Here is a 16,234-nt window from a genome sequence, read left to right as displayed (position 1 = left end):
TCACGACAGGGACGGTGCGGTGGCAGCGAGGACCGAGGACCAAGAGCAGACCGGCGAGTCCGCGCCCCCGGTGCGGCGCAGGGGCCGCCATCCCGTCGCGACCGCGGTCAGCGTCTTCGGCGAACTCCTGATCACCGCGGGCCTGGTGCTCGGGCTCTTCGTCGTCTACTCCCTGTGGTGGACGAACGTGCTCGCCGACCGTGAGGCCACCAAGCAGGGCCACACCGTCCGCGACCGCTGGGCCGACGGCCCGGGGGCCCTGGACACCAAGGACGGCATCGGCTTCCTGCACGTCCCGTCGATGAGGAACGGCGAGGTGCTCGTCAAGAAGGGCACCGACACCGAGAACCTCAACGACGGCATCGCCGGCTACTACACCGACCCGGTGAAGTCGGCGCTCCCCTCCGCCGAGAAGGGCAACTTCACCCTGGCCGCCCACCGGGACGGTCACGGGGCGAAGTTCCACAACATCGACAAGGTGCGGACCGGGGACGCGGTCGTCTTCGAGACCAAGGACACCTGGTACGTCTACAAGGTCTTCAAGGAGCTTCCGGAGACGTCGAAGTACAACGTCGACGTGCTCCAGGAGGTCCCGAAGGGCTCGGGCAAGACGAAGCCCGGCCGCTACATCACGCTGACGACGTGCACGCCGGTCTTCACGTCGAAGTACCGCTACATCGTGTGGGGCGAGCTGGTCCGTACGGAGAAGGTCGACCACGACCGTACGAAGCCGGCCGAGCTGCGCTGACGCGCGTCCGTCCCGCTCCCGCTCCCGCTCCTGTTCCCCATCCCCGCCCTCCTTCCCGTCCGCAGACAGAGCGCAGGGCCCCGGTCACCGTTGCGGTGCCGGGGCCCTGCGCTGTGTCCGTGCCGGACGCGCGGACGGGGTGGGACGCGGTCAGTGCCGGGAGCCGGACGGGCCGCCGAAGATGTTCCCGTCTCCGCCGCCGGGACCGTCGCCGCCCATCGTGGTGAGGGTGACGGTGGTGTTCGCCGGATCGGCCTGGGTGTTCGGCTGCGGGTCGACGCCGGTGACCCTGGCGTCGTCGTTGTCCGAGCTGTTCTCCGCGAACTGGATGTTCGTGAAGCCGGCATCGTTCAGGGCCTGCTTGGCCTCGGACACCTTCTTGCCCCTGACCTCGGGAACAGGCTTCGTCGTCGGCTCCGGCGGGCCCTTGGACACATTCAGGATGATCTGGACGTCCTTCGGCTGCTGGCTCGGGCCGGCCGGATTCTGGTCGACGACCGTCCCCGCAGGTTCGGTCGAGTCCACCGATTTCTGAGCGACGTTGGTGAAGCCGAGGGGGGAGAGCTGGGCCACTGCCTGGTCGAAAGACCGCCCCTGGAGGTCCGGCAGAGATGCCGTGTCCCGCTTGGCGACCGAGAGCTTCACCTCGGAGTTCTTCTCGGCCTTGGCGTTGCCCTTCGGCGACTGCTCGAGCACGGTGCCCGGCTGGGCGTCTGCGGACTCGACCGAATGGACGGTGACCGTGAAGCCCTGCTTCTCAAGGAGCTTGCGCGCGCTGTTCTCGGACTCCCCAGTGACGTCCGGGACGCTGACCTTCGGCGCACCGGTGGAGACGAAGACCGTGACGGTCTCCTTCTCTGCCATCTTCTCGTCAGTCGTCGGGGTCTGGCGGCAGATCTTGTTCTTGGGCTGGTCCTTGCACGCTTCCTTCGGGCCGATCTTGAGCACGATGTTGGCGTTGTCCGCGAGCCCCTGTGCTTCCTTGACGGTCGAACCGACCATGTCGGGCACCTTGAACTCGTCGGCGCCGCTGTTCGTTTCGCCGAAGACCGACTTGCCGATCAGGACCGCCCCGATCAGCACGAGGATGCCCGCGACGACCAGCAGGATCGTCGAGGTGTTGCTCTTCTTCTGACGGCGGCGGCCGGGCCGGTCGTCGTAGCCGTAGCCGCCGTCGTCCGGGTTGACCGGGGGCAGCATCGACGTCTGGGCGCTGTTCGGGTCCGCGGAGTGCAGGGCGGTGGTGGGCTGGTCGTTGCCGTACCCGTCGTAGCCGCCGTAGCCGGCCGCGCCCATCGCCGCGGTGACCGGCTGGCCGTCGAGGCAGGCCTCGATGTCGGCGCGCATCTCGTCGGCCGACTGGTAGCGGTAGTCCGGGTCCTTGACCAGGGCCTTCAACACGATCGCGTCCATCTCGGGCGTGATCTCGGGGTCGAAGTTGCTGGGGGTCTGCGGCTCTTCACGTACGTGCTGGTAGGCGACCGCGACAGGTGAGTCGCCGATGAACGGCGGCCGTACCGTCAGCAGCTCGTAGAGCAGGCAACCCGTCGAATACAGGTCCGATCTCGCGTCGACCTGCTCGCCCTTGGCCTGCTCCGGGGAGAGGTACTGGGCGGTGCCGATGACGGCCGAGGTCTGGGTCATCGTCATACCGGAGTCGCCCATGGCGCGGGCGATGCCGAAGTCCATGACCTTGACCTGGCCGGTGCGCGTCAGCATGACGTTGGCCGGCTTGATGTCACGGTGGACGATGCCCGCACGGTGCGAGTACTCCAGCGCCTGGAGGATGCCGACCGTCATTTCGAGCGTGCGCTCCGGCAGCAGTCTGCGGCCCGAGTGCAGCAGCTCTCTGAGCGTCGAGCCGTCGACGTACTCCATGACGATGTACGGGATCGAGACCCCGTCGACGTAGTCCTCACCGGTGTCGTACACCGCGACGATCGCCGGATGGTTGAGCGAGGCGGCGGACTGGGCCTCACGGCGGAACCGGGCCTGGAAGGACGGGTCGCGGGCGAGGTCCGCCCGCAGCGTCTTCACAGCTACGGTGCGGCCGAGCCGGGTGTCGTGGGCGAGGTATACCTCGGCCATGCCACCACGGCCGAGCACCGAGCCCAGCTCGTACCGGCCGCCGAGGCGACGCGGCTCTTCCATAACTGTTCCAGCCCTCTCCGTCAGTCCTGACCGCACCGGTGTGCGGTCCGGCGGTGTGCTGTTCGCGCATACGCTACCGGCCGCGCTCTACCTGATCAGCACGCAGCCCATACCTGATATCCGACCGGTATCCCAACGTGCGGATATGGTGCTCGGCGTGACGGGCGTCACTTCTTGCCGTCGATGACCGCCTGCATGACGGCCTTCGCGATGGGGGCGGCCAGACCGCCACCGGAGATGTCGTCGCGGTTGGCCTTGCTGTCCTCGACGACCACGGCGACGGCGACGGGAGAGCCGCTGTCGGTCTTCGCGTACGAGATGAACCAGGCGTACGGCTTCTCACTGTTGCCGAGACCGTGCTGAGCCGTACCCGTCTTGCCGCCCACGGTGACGCCGGGGAGCTTGGCGTTCGTGCCGGTGCCGTCCTGTACGACCGTCTCCATCATCGACTGCAGAATCTGGGCGTTCTGTGAGGAAAGCGGGCGGCTCAGCTCCTCCGAGGCGGTCTGCTCCAGAGTGTCGAGGTTGGGCGACTGGACCTTGTCGACCATGTACGGCTTCATCAGCTTGCCGTCGTTGGCGATCGCTGAGACGACCATGGCCATCTGCAGCGGGGTCGCGGCGGTGTTGAACTGACCGATCGAGGACAGTGCGGTCTGCGACTTGTTCATGTCCTTGGAGAACACCGAGGCGTTGGAGCGAACAGGAGTGAACTGCTCCTCGTTGAAGCCGAACTTCTCCGCCTCCTCGAGCATCTTGTCGTTGCCGAGATCGGCACCGATCTTGCCGAAGACGGTGTTGCAGGACATCCGCAGCGCCTCACGCATGCTGACGTTCTTGCAGGGGATGTTGTTCTCGTTCGGGAGATCGGTATTGGTGCCGGGCATGATCCACGGCAGTGGGGAGTCGGTGTGCTGGTCGGCGGAGGTGTACTTGCCGTTCTCCAGCGCGGCAGCCGCGGTGACCACCTTGAAGGTCGAGCCCGGCGGGTAGGTCTCGCGCAGCGCCCGGTTCAGCATCGGGTCGTCGGGGCTGTTCTCCTTCTGAAGCTTCTTCCAGGCCTCGCCGTCCGCGTCGGAGGAACCGGCGATCGACGAGGGGTCGTACGACGGGTAGGAGGCCAGTGCGAGGATCTTGCCGGTGGACGGCTCCAGGGCGACGACGGCACCCTTGCCGCGGGTCTTGAGACCGTCGTACGCCGCCTTCTGTGCCGCAGAGTTCAGCGTGGTGACGACGTTGCCGCCCTGTTTCGGCTTGCCGGTGAGCATGTCCAGCGTGTTGCGGAAGAAGAGCCGGTCATCGTTGCCGGTGAGGATGCCGTCCTCAACCCCCTCCAGGAAGTTTCCGCCGTACGCCTGCGAGGCGTAGCCGGTGACGGGCGCCCACATCGGGCCATTCTTGTACGTTCGTTTGTACTTCAGATCGTTGAGCCCGTTGCTCTTGGTCTCCGTCGACCCGGTGACCGGAGAGCCGCCGACGGTGATGTCGCCGCGCGGAGCGGCGTAGCGGGCGATGTTGACGCGGCGGTTGTCCTCGCTGCTCTTGAGGTCGTCGGCCTTGACGTACTGGAGCCAGTTGGCGCGGACAAGCAGCGCGAGGATCAAGAAGCCGCAGAAGATAGAGATCCGGCGCAGGGGCTTGTTCACGTCCGGCCTTTCCACAAGCCAACAGGCGCGCCTGTCGCTTCAGTTTTCGGGGCGCTGGTCTGGGGCGCTCATCCTTGGCTGTTTATCAGTCTAGAGGTAGTGGCCATGCGTGCAGGCAGACCCGCGACAGCCGCTGACCAGTAGACGCACCGGATGCCCGGAGGGTTCCGGGATATGCAAACGGCTTCCCGCTCGGCGCACGCCGGGCGGGAAGCCGTTCTGCTAGGAAATTGCCGAGGTGTCGTTCAGCACTTCGGCACGGAGGCGCCGCCGGCCACCCGGAAGTAGTACGCGGAGGTGTAACCGTAGACTCCAGCGCTGGAGCTGACGTTCCGCACGTAGTACCACTTGGTGTTGCCGTAGACCCCCTCGCCGGAGAGCCAGCACTTCACGTCGGCACCGTCACCGATGTAGCCGCGGTCGACGATTGCCGTCCCCGTGCTCGGCCCCTTGCGGATCTTCACATCGTTAGTGGTCCAGGAGCCCCCGGCGGCGGCCTGGGCGCTCGACGCGCTGGCCATGGTGAAAACCGCGGCGCTGAGCACGGTGGCCGCCCCCACTGCAAGGCGCTTCGTGCGCGAATTCATGCGAAGCATGACATCCCCCCCATTGCAATCTGTTCTTTTGTGAACACAAATCGTCACTGGCGTTCGTCACTCTAACGAGTTACGCCGTCACAGAAAATCTTGAGGGATGTGGCAATGATCACACGGCGGTGGGGTCGGAGTTGCTGGGACGGACCACCTGCGTCATCTCGGCGTCGGGGCTGGGGGCGGGTGACGGAGCCGGCCTGCGAGCCGTGTCGCTGATGCGCAGCAGGATGCCGATCAGTGCCCAGTTGGCGATGACGGAGGACCCGCCGTAGGCCAGGAAGGGCATCGTCATACCGGTCAGCGGGATGAGCCCCATGACGCCGCCGGCGACCACGAAGACCTGGAGGGCGAGGGCACCGGACAGGCCGATGGCCAGCAGTTTGCCGAACGGGTCGCGAGCGGCGAGGGCGGTGCGTATGCCGCGTTCCACGATCAGGGCGTAGACCAGCAGGATCGCCATGAGGCCGGCCAGACCCAGCTCCTCGCCGAAGGTGGCGAGGACGAAGTCGGAGTTGGCGGCGAACTTGATGAGATCGGAGTGGCCCTGGCCGAGGCCGGAGCCGAGGGTGCCGCCGGAGCCGAATGCCCACAGGGCCTGCTGGAGTTGATCGGAGTGCAGGAAGCCGTCGTGGGTCACCACCCGGCTGAGCTTGTACTCGCGCATCGGGTCGAGCCAGGCCTGGACACGCCCCTGCACGTGCGGCTCGAAGCTCGCCACGCCGACTGCTCCCGCCGCGGACATCATGAGACCGAAGACGATCCAGCTGGTCCGCTCGGTGGCGACGTACAGCATGATGATGAACATTCCGAAGAACAGCAGCGACGTACCGAGGTCGGTCTCGAAGACCAGGATGAGGATCGAGATCCCCCACACGACCAGGATCGGCCCGAGGTCACGGCCGCGCGGCAGGTACAGGCCCATGAAGCGGCGGCTGGCCAGGGCGAGCGCGTCCCGCTTCACCATCAGGTAGCCGGCGAAGAAGATCGCAAGCACGATCTTCGCGAACTCACCGGGCTGGATGGAGAATCCGGCGACCGAGATCCAGATCTTGGCGCCGTAGGTGAGCTCGGCACCAAGGCCCGGTACCAGCGGCAGCAGCAGCAGGATCAGCGCGCCGACCATGGAGATGTACGTGTAGCGCTGCAGGGCCCGGTGGTCCTTGAGGAAGATCAGCACGACCGCGAGCAGCGCGATCCCCAACCCGGTGTAAATCAGCTGGCGGGACGCCGTCGAGCCGGCCTGGTGGATGGTCTGCAGCAGCTTGGACTGGTCAAGCCGCCAGATGACCACCAGCCCCAGCCCGTTGAGCAGCGTGGCCAGTGGGAGCAGCAGCGGGTCCGCGTACGGGGCGAACTTGCGCACCACGAGGTGGGCGACGCCGCCGAGCAGGATGAGCCCCGCCCCGTAACTGAACATGCCGGAGGGCAGCTCGCCGTCGATGGCCAGGCCCACGTTCGCGTAGGCGAACACCGAGATGCCGATGGCGAAGACCATCATCATCAGTTCGGTGTTGCGCCGGCTCGGTGCGTCGATCGCGCCGATGGTGGTCGTGTTGGTGACAACGCTCATGGTGCTGAAGGCCCCCTACGGCTTTACTGCTTACCGCACTGCGGGACCAGCTTCTTCTCTTCCTCCGAGAGGCTGGGACCAGGAGTGGGAGTCGCTGAAGTGTGCTTGGTCTTGGCGGTGCCGGACGTCGAGGACGTCTTGGTGGCATCCGTGTCCGTACTGCCGGCCTGGCCCTCGTCGCTGGGGGCGTTCTTCTCGGCGGCGCGGCGCTCCGCGTCCTTCTTGCAGGCGCTGGCCTGGGTGGAGAGTTCGGTGATCTTCTCGCGGGCGTCGGCGAGGTTGCCCTCGGCGATGGTCGCCTCGACCTGCTTGCGCTGGTACGCCGGGAGGTACTTGAGTTCGATCTCGGGGTGGTCGCTCTCCACCTTCGAGAGCGAGACCCAGGCGAGGTCCTGGCTGATGCCCCGGTACAGCGCGACGTTGTCGTTCTTCGCGCCGACGTAGAACTGGGTCTGGGTCCAGCGGTAACCGCCGTACAGACCGCCGCCGATGACCGCCAGTGCGAGCACGACGTACAGCGACCTCTTGAGCCACCTGCGGCCGCCGGGCTTGACGAAGTCCTCGTCGGAGTAGGACCCGAAGGACCCGTCCGGCATTCCGTCGTAGCCGGAGTCGTCACCGCTGCCGGGAGGGCCGAAGCCGCCCGCGGGCGGCGGGACGGGGCGGCCGAGGCCTGCCGCCCGTCCGGCGGGGGTCTCCATCGCGCCGCCGTCGTTCAGCTGGGCGGCCTGGTTCTCCGCGACCGCGCCGACGATGACCGGGGTGTCGTTGAGCTGCCCGGCCAGGGTGTCGTTGCTGTCGACGTCGAGGACGTCCGCGACGATGCAGGTGATGTTGTCCGGGCCACCGCCGCGCAGAGCGAGCTGGATCAGGTCCTGGATGGTCTCCTGCGGGCCCTGGTAGCTGGCGAGCGTCTCCTCCATCGTCTGGTGGGAGACGACGCCGGAGAGGCCGTCGGAGCAGATCAGGTAACGGTCGCCGGCCCGGACCTCACGGATGGAGAGATCGGGTTCGACGTGGTCGCCACTGCCCAGCGCGCGCATCAGCAGGGAGCGCTGCGGGTGGGTGGTGGCCTCCTCCTCGGTGATCCGGCCCTCGTCGACCAGCCGCTGGACCCAGGTGTGGTCCTGCGTGATCTGGGTCAGCACGCCGTCACGCAGCAGGTACGCGCGTGAGTCGCCGACGTGGACGAGGCCGAGACGCTGACCGGTCCAGAGGAGAGCGGTGAGCGTGGTGCCCATGCCCTCCAGCTGCGGGTCCTCCTCGACCATCATGCGCAGCTGGTCGTTGGCCCGCTGGACCGCCGTGCCGAGCGAGGTGAGGATGTCGGAGCCGGGTACGTCGTCGTCCAGCTGGACGAGCGTGGAGATCACCTCGGAGCTGGCGACCTCACCGGCTGCCTGGCCGCCCATCCCGTCGGCGATGGCGAGAAGACGCGGTCCGGCATAGCCGGAGTCCTCGTTGCCTTCCCGGATCATGCCCTTGTGCGATCCGGCGGCGAAGCGCAGGGAAAGACTCATGCGCACCTCGCCCGTCGGTTCGGGGTACAGCCGGTCTCGAGCCACACTGCCCACCCTCCGGTCGGGAGCCTGGCCGGGTCCGATGCCCGGACCGCCGCGGCCGGCTCGCTCCGCTCGCTCATTGTCGTACTACTTCCGCAGCTCGATGACGGTCTTGCCGATCCGGATCGGCGCGCCCAGCGGAACAGGCGTCGGGGTGGTGAGACGGGTCCGGTCCAGATACGTGCCGTTGGTGGACCCGAGATCCTCGACGATCCACTGGCCGTCACGGTCGGGGTAGATCCTGGCATGCCTGCTGGACGCGTAGTCGTCGTCCAGCACGATCGTTGAGTCATGGGCCCGGCCGAGCGAGATGGTCTGGCCCTGGAGCGCCACCGTGGTGCCGGTGAGGGTGCCCTCGGACACGACCAGCTTCGTCGGTGAGCCCCGGCGCTGGCGGCCGGGCTGCTGGCGTTGCTGCGGCGGTGCCGCGGCGGTTTGGCGTGCCTGTGGCGGGCGCGCGTCGGACGCAGTGCGGCGTGAGCCGCGCTGCGTTACGCGCGTTCCGAACAGGTCGCTGCGGATGACCTGGACGGCCACGATCACGAACAGCCACAGAACAGCCAGAAAACCTAGCCGCATGACCGTAAGGGTCAGCTCTGACATTGCCCCCGCTTCACCCTTCGGCTTGCCGGTAAACGATGGTGGTGTTGCCCACGACGATCCGCGAGCCGTCGCGGAGCGTAGCGCGGGTTGTGTGCTGCCCGTCTACCACGATGCCGTTGGTAGACCCGAGATCCTGGATCGTCGAGGGCGTTCCGGTCCGGATCTCACAGTGCCGGCGGGAAACGCCGGGGTCGTCGATCCGCACGTCGGCGTCGGTGCTGCGGCCCATCACCAACGTCGGGCGGGAGATCTGATGGCGGGTGCCGTTGATCTCGATCCAGCGTCGCACCTGCGTGTTCGGCAGGGGGCTGGGAGTGGCCGGCGGGCGCCGGTCGGATGCGGGTGTCGCGGGACGCCCGGAGCCCGGCGGCGGGGCCGCGGGCATGGGCGGGGCGGAGGCGGGCGGGTAGCCGTAGCCGCCGGGGGCCTGCGGGGCGGCGGGGCGCCCCTGGCCGGGACGCGCGGGCTGGGCCGGCTGTCCTGGCTGGTTCTGGAACCCCTGCTGGTCGGGCTGGCCCTGCTGTGACGAACTCGATGCCAGAGTGCGGCTGCGGACCCGGTAGAGGCCGGTGTCGAGGTCGTCGGCCTTCTCCAGATGGACCTTGATGGGGCCCATGAAGGTGTACCGCTGCTGCTTGGCGTAGTCCCGCACCAGTCCGGAGAGCTCGTCGCCCAGCTGGCCCGAGTACGGGCTGAGCCGCTCGTAGTCGGGGGCGCTGAGTTCTACGATGAAGTCGTTGGGGACGACGGTCCGCTCGCGGTTCCAGATGGTGGCGTTGTTGTCGCACTCCCGCTGGAGGGCTCCAGCGATCTCGACCGGCTGCACCTCGGACTTGAAGACCTTGGCGAAAGTGCCATTGACGAGACCTTCGAGACGTTGCTCGAAACGCTTCATGACTCCCATGGGGCACCTCCTCCGGTGTCGTCGTCCCTGTACTGCTTACTGATCGTATCCACGCGTCGGGAAATCGGCTGGTTCCCCTTGTCTGCACTGCGGATGAGTGTCCCCCCTCACACGGATCGTAGAGGTGGCCTCCTGACAGTGTCCCGCACCTTGGGTGCACTCAGGAGGAGTGGGGGGCGGCGGCTCCGGGTTCCCGGTTCCCGTCAGGCGTTCGGCGAAACAAACGGATGTGAATCCGCCCTGTCCAGCGTGCTAATCTTCGTGATGTCGCCAGGGGCTCGCACCGAAAAGTGGGAGATTCTGGAACACCATTCTTGCGCGAGTGGCGGAACGGCAGACGCGCTGGCTTCAGGTGCCAGTGTCCTTAGGGACGTGGGGGTTCAAATCCCCCCTCGCGCACAAGAGAGAAGCCCCGCAGACCACGGTCTGCGGGGCTTCTTCGGTTTGCTCTCGGGGTTTGTGCTCCGGGTACGCGCTCCGGCTCGGGGTGGGTTGGGCGTCGAGGTCGGGTCCGGTCGGGATCGAGACCGGGTTTGGCGGGGATCGAGACCGGGTTTGGTGGGGATTGAGGCCGGACTTGGTTTCACGTGAAACGCCCGATTGGTGCTCCCTGGTGGGGTTCGTGGCGAGGCCCTCCGGCGGGGCGCTTGAGGGGGCGTCGGTTGAGGTGCCGACGGGACTTCCGTGGCGGTGGTGGTCGTGTCGCCGCTGGTTGTCGCCTCGGGTTCGGGAGTGGTGGGATCGTTATGCGGGAAGGCCGGGGTCCGTTGACCCCGGCCTTCCTTGTCGCATGAACTTTTGCCTTGCGGTTTCCCGTATGTCGGGTGTGTGTCGGGTGTGCCGGTTGCCTCAGGTGTCCGAGGCGTCTGAGGCGCTGAGGTCTGAGGCGTCTGAGGTGCTGAGGTGTCTTGTGCGTCTCGGTCGCCTCAGGCGGCGAGTCGGGACGCAAGGCTCTTGGCCTTCTCCACGGCGTCGGCGAGTGCCTTGGTGCGAGAGGTCTCGGCGAGCGGGATGAGCTCGGCCATCTGCGGGTTGCTGTGGGCCAGGGTCAGCTCCGGGACGATGAAGTCGACCTCGGCGGCGAACATGGCCGTCAGCAGCGTCGCCAGATAGTTCTGGACGAACTCGGCCCCCGCGCGCGGGGTGCCGGCGGCGTAGGAACCGCCGCGACTGGCGACGACGGTGATGGGGGTGCCGGCAACCGGACTGTCGGGGCCGGCGTTGTGGCCGACGATGATCACGTGGTCGAGCCACGCCTTCAGGGTCGACGGAATCGTGAAGTTGTACATCGGCGCACCGATCAGGACCGCGTCGGCAGCGGCCAGCTCGGCGGCGAGTTCGCCACGCAGCGGGTGCTCGATGCCGGCGGCGGCCGCCGCGGCGTCCAGGTGCGGCAGCGGGTCGGCGGCGAGATCGCGGTAGATGACCCGCCCGTCGGGGTGCTGCTCGCTCCAGGCCTGCACGAAGGCGGCGGTGACCTCGCGCGACGCGGAGCCCTGGGGGAAGACGGCGGAGTCGAGGTGCAGAAGTGTGGCCATGAGGGTCTCCACGGGTGTCGGTGGCGCGGTGGGGTTTCGGCGCGGTGGCGGGCCGGTGAGGCGGGCCAAGCTTTCGTACGTCCCTATTAATAACATAGTGACTTACTAATCGTAAGTCCCTCATGAGGGCGCAGTACTCTGGGCGTATGGCGGATCACAGCGAGCAGGCGTGCCGGCGGGTCGACGTGAGCATCAGCCGCGTCTTCGAGCTGTTCGGCAAGCGCTGGACGGGGCCGATCGTCTCGGTGCTGCTCCAGCAGCCCGTTCACTTCGCCGATCTGCGGCGGGCGATTCCGGGCATCAGTGAGCGCATGCTCTCGGACCGGTTGTCCGAACTGGGGACGGCGGGCCTGGTGGTCCGTGAGGTCGACGAGGGTCCGCCGCTGCGGGTCTCGTACCGCCTGACGCAGGCCGGTGCCGCGATGGAGCCCGCGCTCAAGGAACTGGGGCGCTGGGCCGAGACGCATCTCAAAGAGGGCGGCGGCGGCAGCTGTTAGCCGGCGGGCCGCGGCGGGCGGGGACCGGTGGGCCGGGGCCGGGAAGTTGTCCACAGGTGGTCCGTCCGGTCATCCACAGGGGCAGACGGGTGGTGGTGAACGGCGCTACCGTTGTCGGCAGTTGATGTTGTACCGGGGGCGCCGGACGGCGGCATCGGGCGAGGTCGGGGAGCTGTGCGCCATGGGTGAGATCGAAGCGACCGTGCCGGTGCAGCGTGCGGTGAAGGATGGTCCGCGCATTCCGGCGGTGCCCGGGTTCGCCCGCCGCGCTCACCCGAAGGGCCGGGGCGGTCCGCCATCGCCGAGGGAAGCGGGCAAGGCGCTGCGTGAGCGGGTGCCCAGGTCCGCGCACGAGTCGCTGGTCCTGCCGGCGGACCGGCCCGACGCGGTGCGGGCGGTCGAGGAGTCCAACCGGGGCCGGGTGCCCGCGCTCACGCCGATCCGGGTGGGGCGGATGGCTGCCACACCGTTCGCCTTCCTCCGGGGTTCGGCCGGGCTGATGGCCCACGATCTGGTGGGCACCCCCGTCACCGGGGTGGGTGCCCAGCTCTGCGGTGACGCCCATGCGGCCAACTTCGGTCTGTACGGCGACGCGCGGGGCAACCTGGTCATCGACCTGAACGACTTCGACGAGACGGTGACCGGTCCGTGGGAGTGGGACCTCAAGCGCCTCGCCACCTCGCTGGTGCTCGCGGGCCGCGAGGCGGGCGCGGACGAGGAGACCTGCCGCAGGGGTGCGTACGACACGGTGGGCGCCTACCGGCGGACGATGCGGCTGCTGGCCAGGATGCCCGCGCTCGACGCCTGGAACGCCATCGCCGACGAGGAACTCGTCTCGCACACGGACGCGCGGGATCTGCTCGGCACGCTGGAGCGGGTCTCCGAGAAGGCCCGCAACAACACCAGCGCCCGCTTCGCCGCGAAGTCCACGGAGGATTCCGGGGACGGCGGCCGCCGATTCGTCGACGCACCGCCGGTGCTGCGCCGGGTGCCGGACGGGGAGGCCGCGTCCGTGGCGGCGGGGCTCGGCGACTACCTCGGCACCGTTTCGCAGGACCGGGTTCCGCTGCTCGCCCGGTACGCGATTCACGATGTGGCGTTCCGGGTGGTCGGCACGGGGAGCGTCGGCACCCGGTCGTATGTGGTGCTGCTGCTGGATCACCGGGGTGAGCCGCTGGTGCTGCAGGTGAAGGAGGCCAGGCCCTCGGTGCTGGCCCCCCATCTGCCCGCCGTGGGCTTCGACGTGCCGGAGGTGGCGCACGAGGGGCGTCGGGTCGTGCTCGGGCAGAAGCGGATGCAGGTCGTCAGCGACATCCTGCTGGGCTGGGCGACCGTGGACGGGCGGCCCTTCCAGGTCAGACAGTTCAGGAACCGCAAGGGCAGCGTCGATCCGGCGGCCCTGGCAGCCGACCAGGTCGACGACTACGGCCGGATGACCGGCGCGCTGCTGGCCCGAGCCCACGCGCACAGCGCCGATCCAAGGCTGATCGCGGGCTACTGCGGCAAGAACGACGAGCTGGACGAGGCGGTGGCGGCGTTCGCGGTGACCTACGCGGACCGTACGGAGGCGGACCACGCCGAGCTGGTGCGGGCGATCGGCGCGGGCCGGACAGCCGCCGAGGCGGGCGTATGACGCCCGTTCCACCGACCGCGCGTCCCGGGGGCATGGGCCGTGGCCATACGCTGGACGGGTGACCCACGAAGCCGCCGGGGTGCCGACCACCCGGAACGACGATGACCGGCAGGACCACGACCGGCAACACGAGCAGCCAGTCCGCCCGGCCGACCCGCACGCGGAGACCGCCCCTGGAGGAGCCCCGGCCGCCGGTGCGGCAGACACCGGTACCGCCGAGGCCGGCACTGCGGCGCCCGGTACCGCCGAGGCCGGTACCGCAGCGGCGGGCGGAGCTGACGGCGGAACCGCTGACGGCGGAACCACCGGCGGGGAAGGCGGCGGGTCCGCCGAGCGGGCACGGCCCGAGGCACGGCTCGCGCACGCCGTGCGGGTGGCCGAGCAGGCCCTGATCGAGTTCGAGATCGCGGTGGAGACCTTCCGGGTCGAGGTGGAGAACTTCTCCCGGCTGCACCACCAGCGGCTGGGCCCGATGTACGCGCGTCTCGATGAGCTCGATGCGCAGATCGCGGAGGCACGGGCCGCGCGGACCGGCGATCCCGAGGATCTGCGCAAGGCGCAGGAGGCGCGGGCCATCGTGATGCCCATGCCGGGCGTCGACGAGCTGTTCCACGACTGGATGGACTCCGACGGGCTGTCCCCCGAGGCGAGCGCGATGCTGACCGAGCAGCCCGTCCGGCCGCCGAAGCGGGTCCGGCCGACCGAGGAGGCCCGCAAGCTGTACCGCGAGCTGGCGCGCAAGGCCCACCCGGATCTGGCCCAGGACGAGGAGGAGCGGGCCCGCCGGGACGAGTTCATCACCCGCGTCAACGCCGCATACGGGCGTGGGGACGAGGCGCTGCTCAAGGAACTGGCCCAGGAGTGGGCGGCCGGGCCGGCTGCCCCGGAGGCGGAGCTCGGCGAGGCCGACGAGCTCTACGCCCGGCTGAACTGGCTGACCCAGCGCAAGGAACTGCTGACGGTGCTCGCCCAGGAGCTGGAACAGAGCGCGATCGGCGCCATGCTGCGGATGGCCCCGGACGATCCGGATCATCTGCTCGAAGAGATCGCCGATCAGCTGCTGGGCGAGGTGTCGCAGCGAGAGACTGAACTGGCGGGTCTGGTGCAGTAGCGTTTCCGTGACTTCGGAGCGCACTCACGCACTCACGCACTACGCACTCACGCACTACGCACTCACTCACGCACGCACTCACGAGAGAAGGCATGACCCATGAATTTCGGCCCGCTTCCCACGGTCGATGCCGCGGCGGTGCCGGCGGACGGCTTCGTGCTGGACGTCCGGGAGGACGACGAGTGGGCGGCCGGGCACGTCGACGGCGCCCTGCACATCCCGATGAGTGACTTCGTGGGCCGCTTCGGTGAGCTGACCGAGGCGGCGGAGGACGGCCGGCGCGTGCATGTGATGTGCCGGGTCGGCGGCCGGTCCGCCCAGGTCACCCAGTACCTGGTGCAGCAGGGCATCGACGCCGTGAACATCGAGGGCGGGATGCTCGCCTGGGACGGTGCCGGGCGCCCGATGGTCACCGACAGCGGGAACCCGGCCTTCGTCGTCTGACCGGGGCTTCTCCGGCCTCTTCGGGGCCCGGCGGTGTTCAGTCGAGGGAGTGGGCGGCCAGGAGGTCGCCCAGTGCCTCTTCGTGGGCCGCGGCCGGGCCGAGGGAGAGCTCGATCTGCTTCGCCCAGGCGTGGAAGCGGTGCAGGGGGTAGTCGGTGTCCGCGCCGAAGCCCCCGTGCAGGTGCTGTGCCGTCTGTACGACCCGGCGGACCCCGTCGGATGCCCAGATCTTCGCCACGGCGACATCGCCCGCAGGGGGCAGCGCCCCGCTCCCGCCGGTGGCGATCCGCCAGGCGGCCTGCCAGAGGGTCACCTCCATGGCCCGCAGATCGATGTAGCGGTCCGCGGTCTGTACCGCGACGGACTGGAAGGTCGCCACGGGGAAGCCGAACTGCTCACGCTTTCCGGTGTACTGGCTCGTCATGGCCAGTACGGCCTCACCCAGGCCCAGCGCGAGTGCGCAGGTTCCGGTGGTGAGCAGCGCGTGCAGCCATTCCCAGGCGCCGGCGGCGTCGATCAGCTCGCGGCGCGTGATCCGTACCGCGTCCAGCCGTACCTCGCCGAAGAGTTCGCCGCTGGTGGAGACCTGTTCGGCGATGGTGACACCGTCCTGGCCGGGTCGGATCAGGGCCAGGACGGCCCGGCCCTCGCCGGTGTGGGCGGGCACCGCGATCCAGTTCGCGGTCTGCGCCCACGGCACGGCCGACTGCACACCGTCGAGTATCCAGACGGCTTCGGAGCCGCCGTCGCCGTCATCGCCCCCACCGGCGCTGCCGCGGTCGCCGTCGAGGCGGGCCGTGACGGCGAGTTCGGCCGGATCGTGGCCGGTGCGCCCATTGGCTCCGACGGTGAGGACCAGCTCGCCGCGGCCGACGCCGGGCAGCAGCTCGGCGGCCAGCCCCTGGTCCCCGTAGCGCTGGAGCGTCATCGCCACCGCGCACGTCTCCAGCAGAGGGACCCGCGCAAGGACCTTCGCGGACTCGCGCAGCACCAGGTAGAGCGCGATCAGGTCGAGACCTGCCCCGCCGTGTTCGGGTGACAGCGTCAGGCTCAGCAGGTCCCCTGCGGCGAGACCGGCCCACAGTGGTCTGTCGATGTCCTCGGCCACCGCACCCGGTACGAGTGCGGGGCTGGGGACCGCGTCGGGCGCGACGCCCGAGAAGACCGCTCGTGCCGCCTCTACGGCTGCCTGCTGTTCCTCGGTGAAGGTGAAGTCCACTGTCCTGGCCTCCCA

At 68.8% G+C, this 16,234-nt stretch carries 14 protein-coding genes and 1 tRNA gene; 6 read left to right on the top strand and 9 right to left on the bottom strand.

Translation table 11 applies throughout. The features are described from left to right. Positions 1-19 precede the first annotated feature (19 nt). Positions 20-748, top strand: coding sequence for a class E sortase (locus ACIO3R_RS22860; RefSeq protein WP_385035816.1), 729 nt, complete (start codon positions 20-22; stop codon positions 746-748). Positions 749-898: 150 nt separating this feature from the next. Here ACIO3R_RS22860 and pknB read toward each other — a convergent pair whose 3' ends face one another. From pknB to ACIO3R_RS22825, 7 genes are all read right to left on the bottom strand, one after another. Further along, positions 899-2,899 (bottom strand): Stk1 family PASTA domain-containing Ser/Thr kinase, encoded by a 2,001-nt coding sequence (pknB, locus tag ACIO3R_RS22855; RefSeq protein WP_402108219.1) that lies wholly within the window; start codon positions 2,897-2,899, stop codon positions 899-901. 167 nt (positions 2,900-3,066) lie between these two features. After that, positions 3,067-4,545, bottom strand: coding sequence for a peptidoglycan D,D-transpeptidase FtsI family protein (locus ACIO3R_RS22850; RefSeq protein ID WP_385036833.1), 1,479 nt, complete (start codon positions 4,543-4,545; stop codon positions 3,067-3,069). A 245-nt stretch (positions 4,546-4,790) separates the two neighbouring features. After that, positions 4,791-5,132, bottom strand: coding sequence for a hypothetical protein (locus tag ACIO3R_RS22845; protein ID WP_402108216.1), 342 nt, complete (start codon positions 5,130-5,132; stop codon positions 4,791-4,793). Between the two features lie 118 nt (positions 5,133-5,250). Continuing rightward, entirely contained in the window at positions 5,251-6,708 is a 1,458-nt protein-coding gene (locus ACIO3R_RS22840; RefSeq protein ID WP_385036837.1) for an FtsW/RodA/SpoVE family cell cycle protein, read from the bottom strand. 23 nt (positions 6,709-6,731) lie between these two features. After that, on the bottom strand, positions 6,732-8,228 hold the full coding sequence (locus ACIO3R_RS22835) for a Stp1/IreP family PP2C-type Ser/Thr phosphatase (RefSeq protein WP_385036839.1): 1,497 nt from the start codon (positions 8,226-8,228) through the stop codon (positions 6,732-6,734). 129 nt (positions 8,229-8,357) lie between these two features. Continuing rightward, on the bottom strand, positions 8,358-8,873 hold the full coding sequence (locus ACIO3R_RS22830) for an FHA domain-containing protein (RefSeq protein WP_362953316.1): 516 nt from the start codon (positions 8,871-8,873) through the stop codon (positions 8,358-8,360). Between the two features lie 10 nt (positions 8,874-8,883). Then, positions 8,884-9,777 carry an FhaA domain-containing protein gene (locus ACIO3R_RS22825; RefSeq protein WP_385345603.1) on the bottom strand — a complete coding sequence of 298 codons (894 nt, stop codon included), beginning with the start codon at positions 9,775-9,777 and terminating at the stop codon, positions 8,884-8,886. A 316-nt stretch (positions 9,778-10,093) separates the two neighbouring features. Here ACIO3R_RS22825 and ACIO3R_RS22820 point away from each other — a divergent pair. Next, a tRNA-Leu gene (locus ACIO3R_RS22820) sits at positions 10,094-10,176 on the top strand. A gap of 527 nt (positions 10,177-10,703) precedes the next feature. On the opposite strand, the gene ACIO3R_RS22815 is transcribed toward ACIO3R_RS22820, so the two are convergent. Beyond that, positions 10,704-11,315, bottom strand: a complete 612-nt coding sequence (locus tag ACIO3R_RS22815; RefSeq protein ID WP_385036843.1) for an FMN-dependent NADH-azoreductase — start codon at positions 11,313-11,315, stop codon at positions 10,704-10,706. 146 nt (positions 11,316-11,461) lie between these two features. Here ACIO3R_RS22815 and ACIO3R_RS22810 point away from each other — a divergent pair, with 146 nt between their 5' ends. The 4 genes from ACIO3R_RS22810 (at position 11,462) to ACIO3R_RS22795 (ending at position 15,000) form a co-directional block, all read left to right on the top strand. After that, positions 11,462-11,812 (top strand): winged helix-turn-helix transcriptional regulator, encoded by a 351-nt coding sequence (locus ACIO3R_RS22810; protein WP_385036845.1) that lies wholly within the window; start codon positions 11,462-11,464, stop codon positions 11,810-11,812. 181 nt (positions 11,813-11,993) lie between these two features. Further along, entirely contained in the window at positions 11,994-13,445 is a 1,452-nt protein-coding gene (locus tag ACIO3R_RS22805) for a DUF2252 domain-containing protein (protein WP_385036847.1), read from the top strand. A 58-nt stretch (positions 13,446-13,503) separates the two neighbouring features. Next, complete coding sequence (locus ACIO3R_RS22800) at positions 13,504-14,556, top strand: J domain-containing protein (protein WP_402108210.1); 1,053 nt, start codon at positions 13,504-13,506, stop codon at positions 14,554-14,556. Positions 14,557-14,655: 99 nt separating this feature from the next. After that, a complete protein-coding gene (locus ACIO3R_RS22795) occupies positions 14,656-15,000 on the top strand; it encodes a rhodanese-like domain-containing protein (protein ID WP_363021036.1) in 345 nt (114 codons plus the stop codon). A gap of 37 nt (positions 15,001-15,037) precedes the next feature. Here ACIO3R_RS22795 and ACIO3R_RS22790 read toward each other — a convergent pair whose 3' ends face one another. Beyond that, on the bottom strand, positions 15,038-16,219 hold the full coding sequence (locus tag ACIO3R_RS22790) for an acyl-CoA dehydrogenase family protein (RefSeq protein WP_402108207.1): 1,182 nt from the start codon (positions 16,217-16,219) through the stop codon (positions 15,038-15,040). Positions 16,220-16,234: the final 15 nt, after the last annotated feature.

The sequence above is a fragment of the Streptomyces sp. NPDC087428 genome (assembly GCF_044744085.1).
Taxonomy (GTDB): Bacteria; Actinomycetota; Actinomycetes; order Streptomycetales; family Streptomycetaceae; genus Streptomyces.
This window is presented reverse-complemented; position numbering and strand designations above follow the sequence as displayed.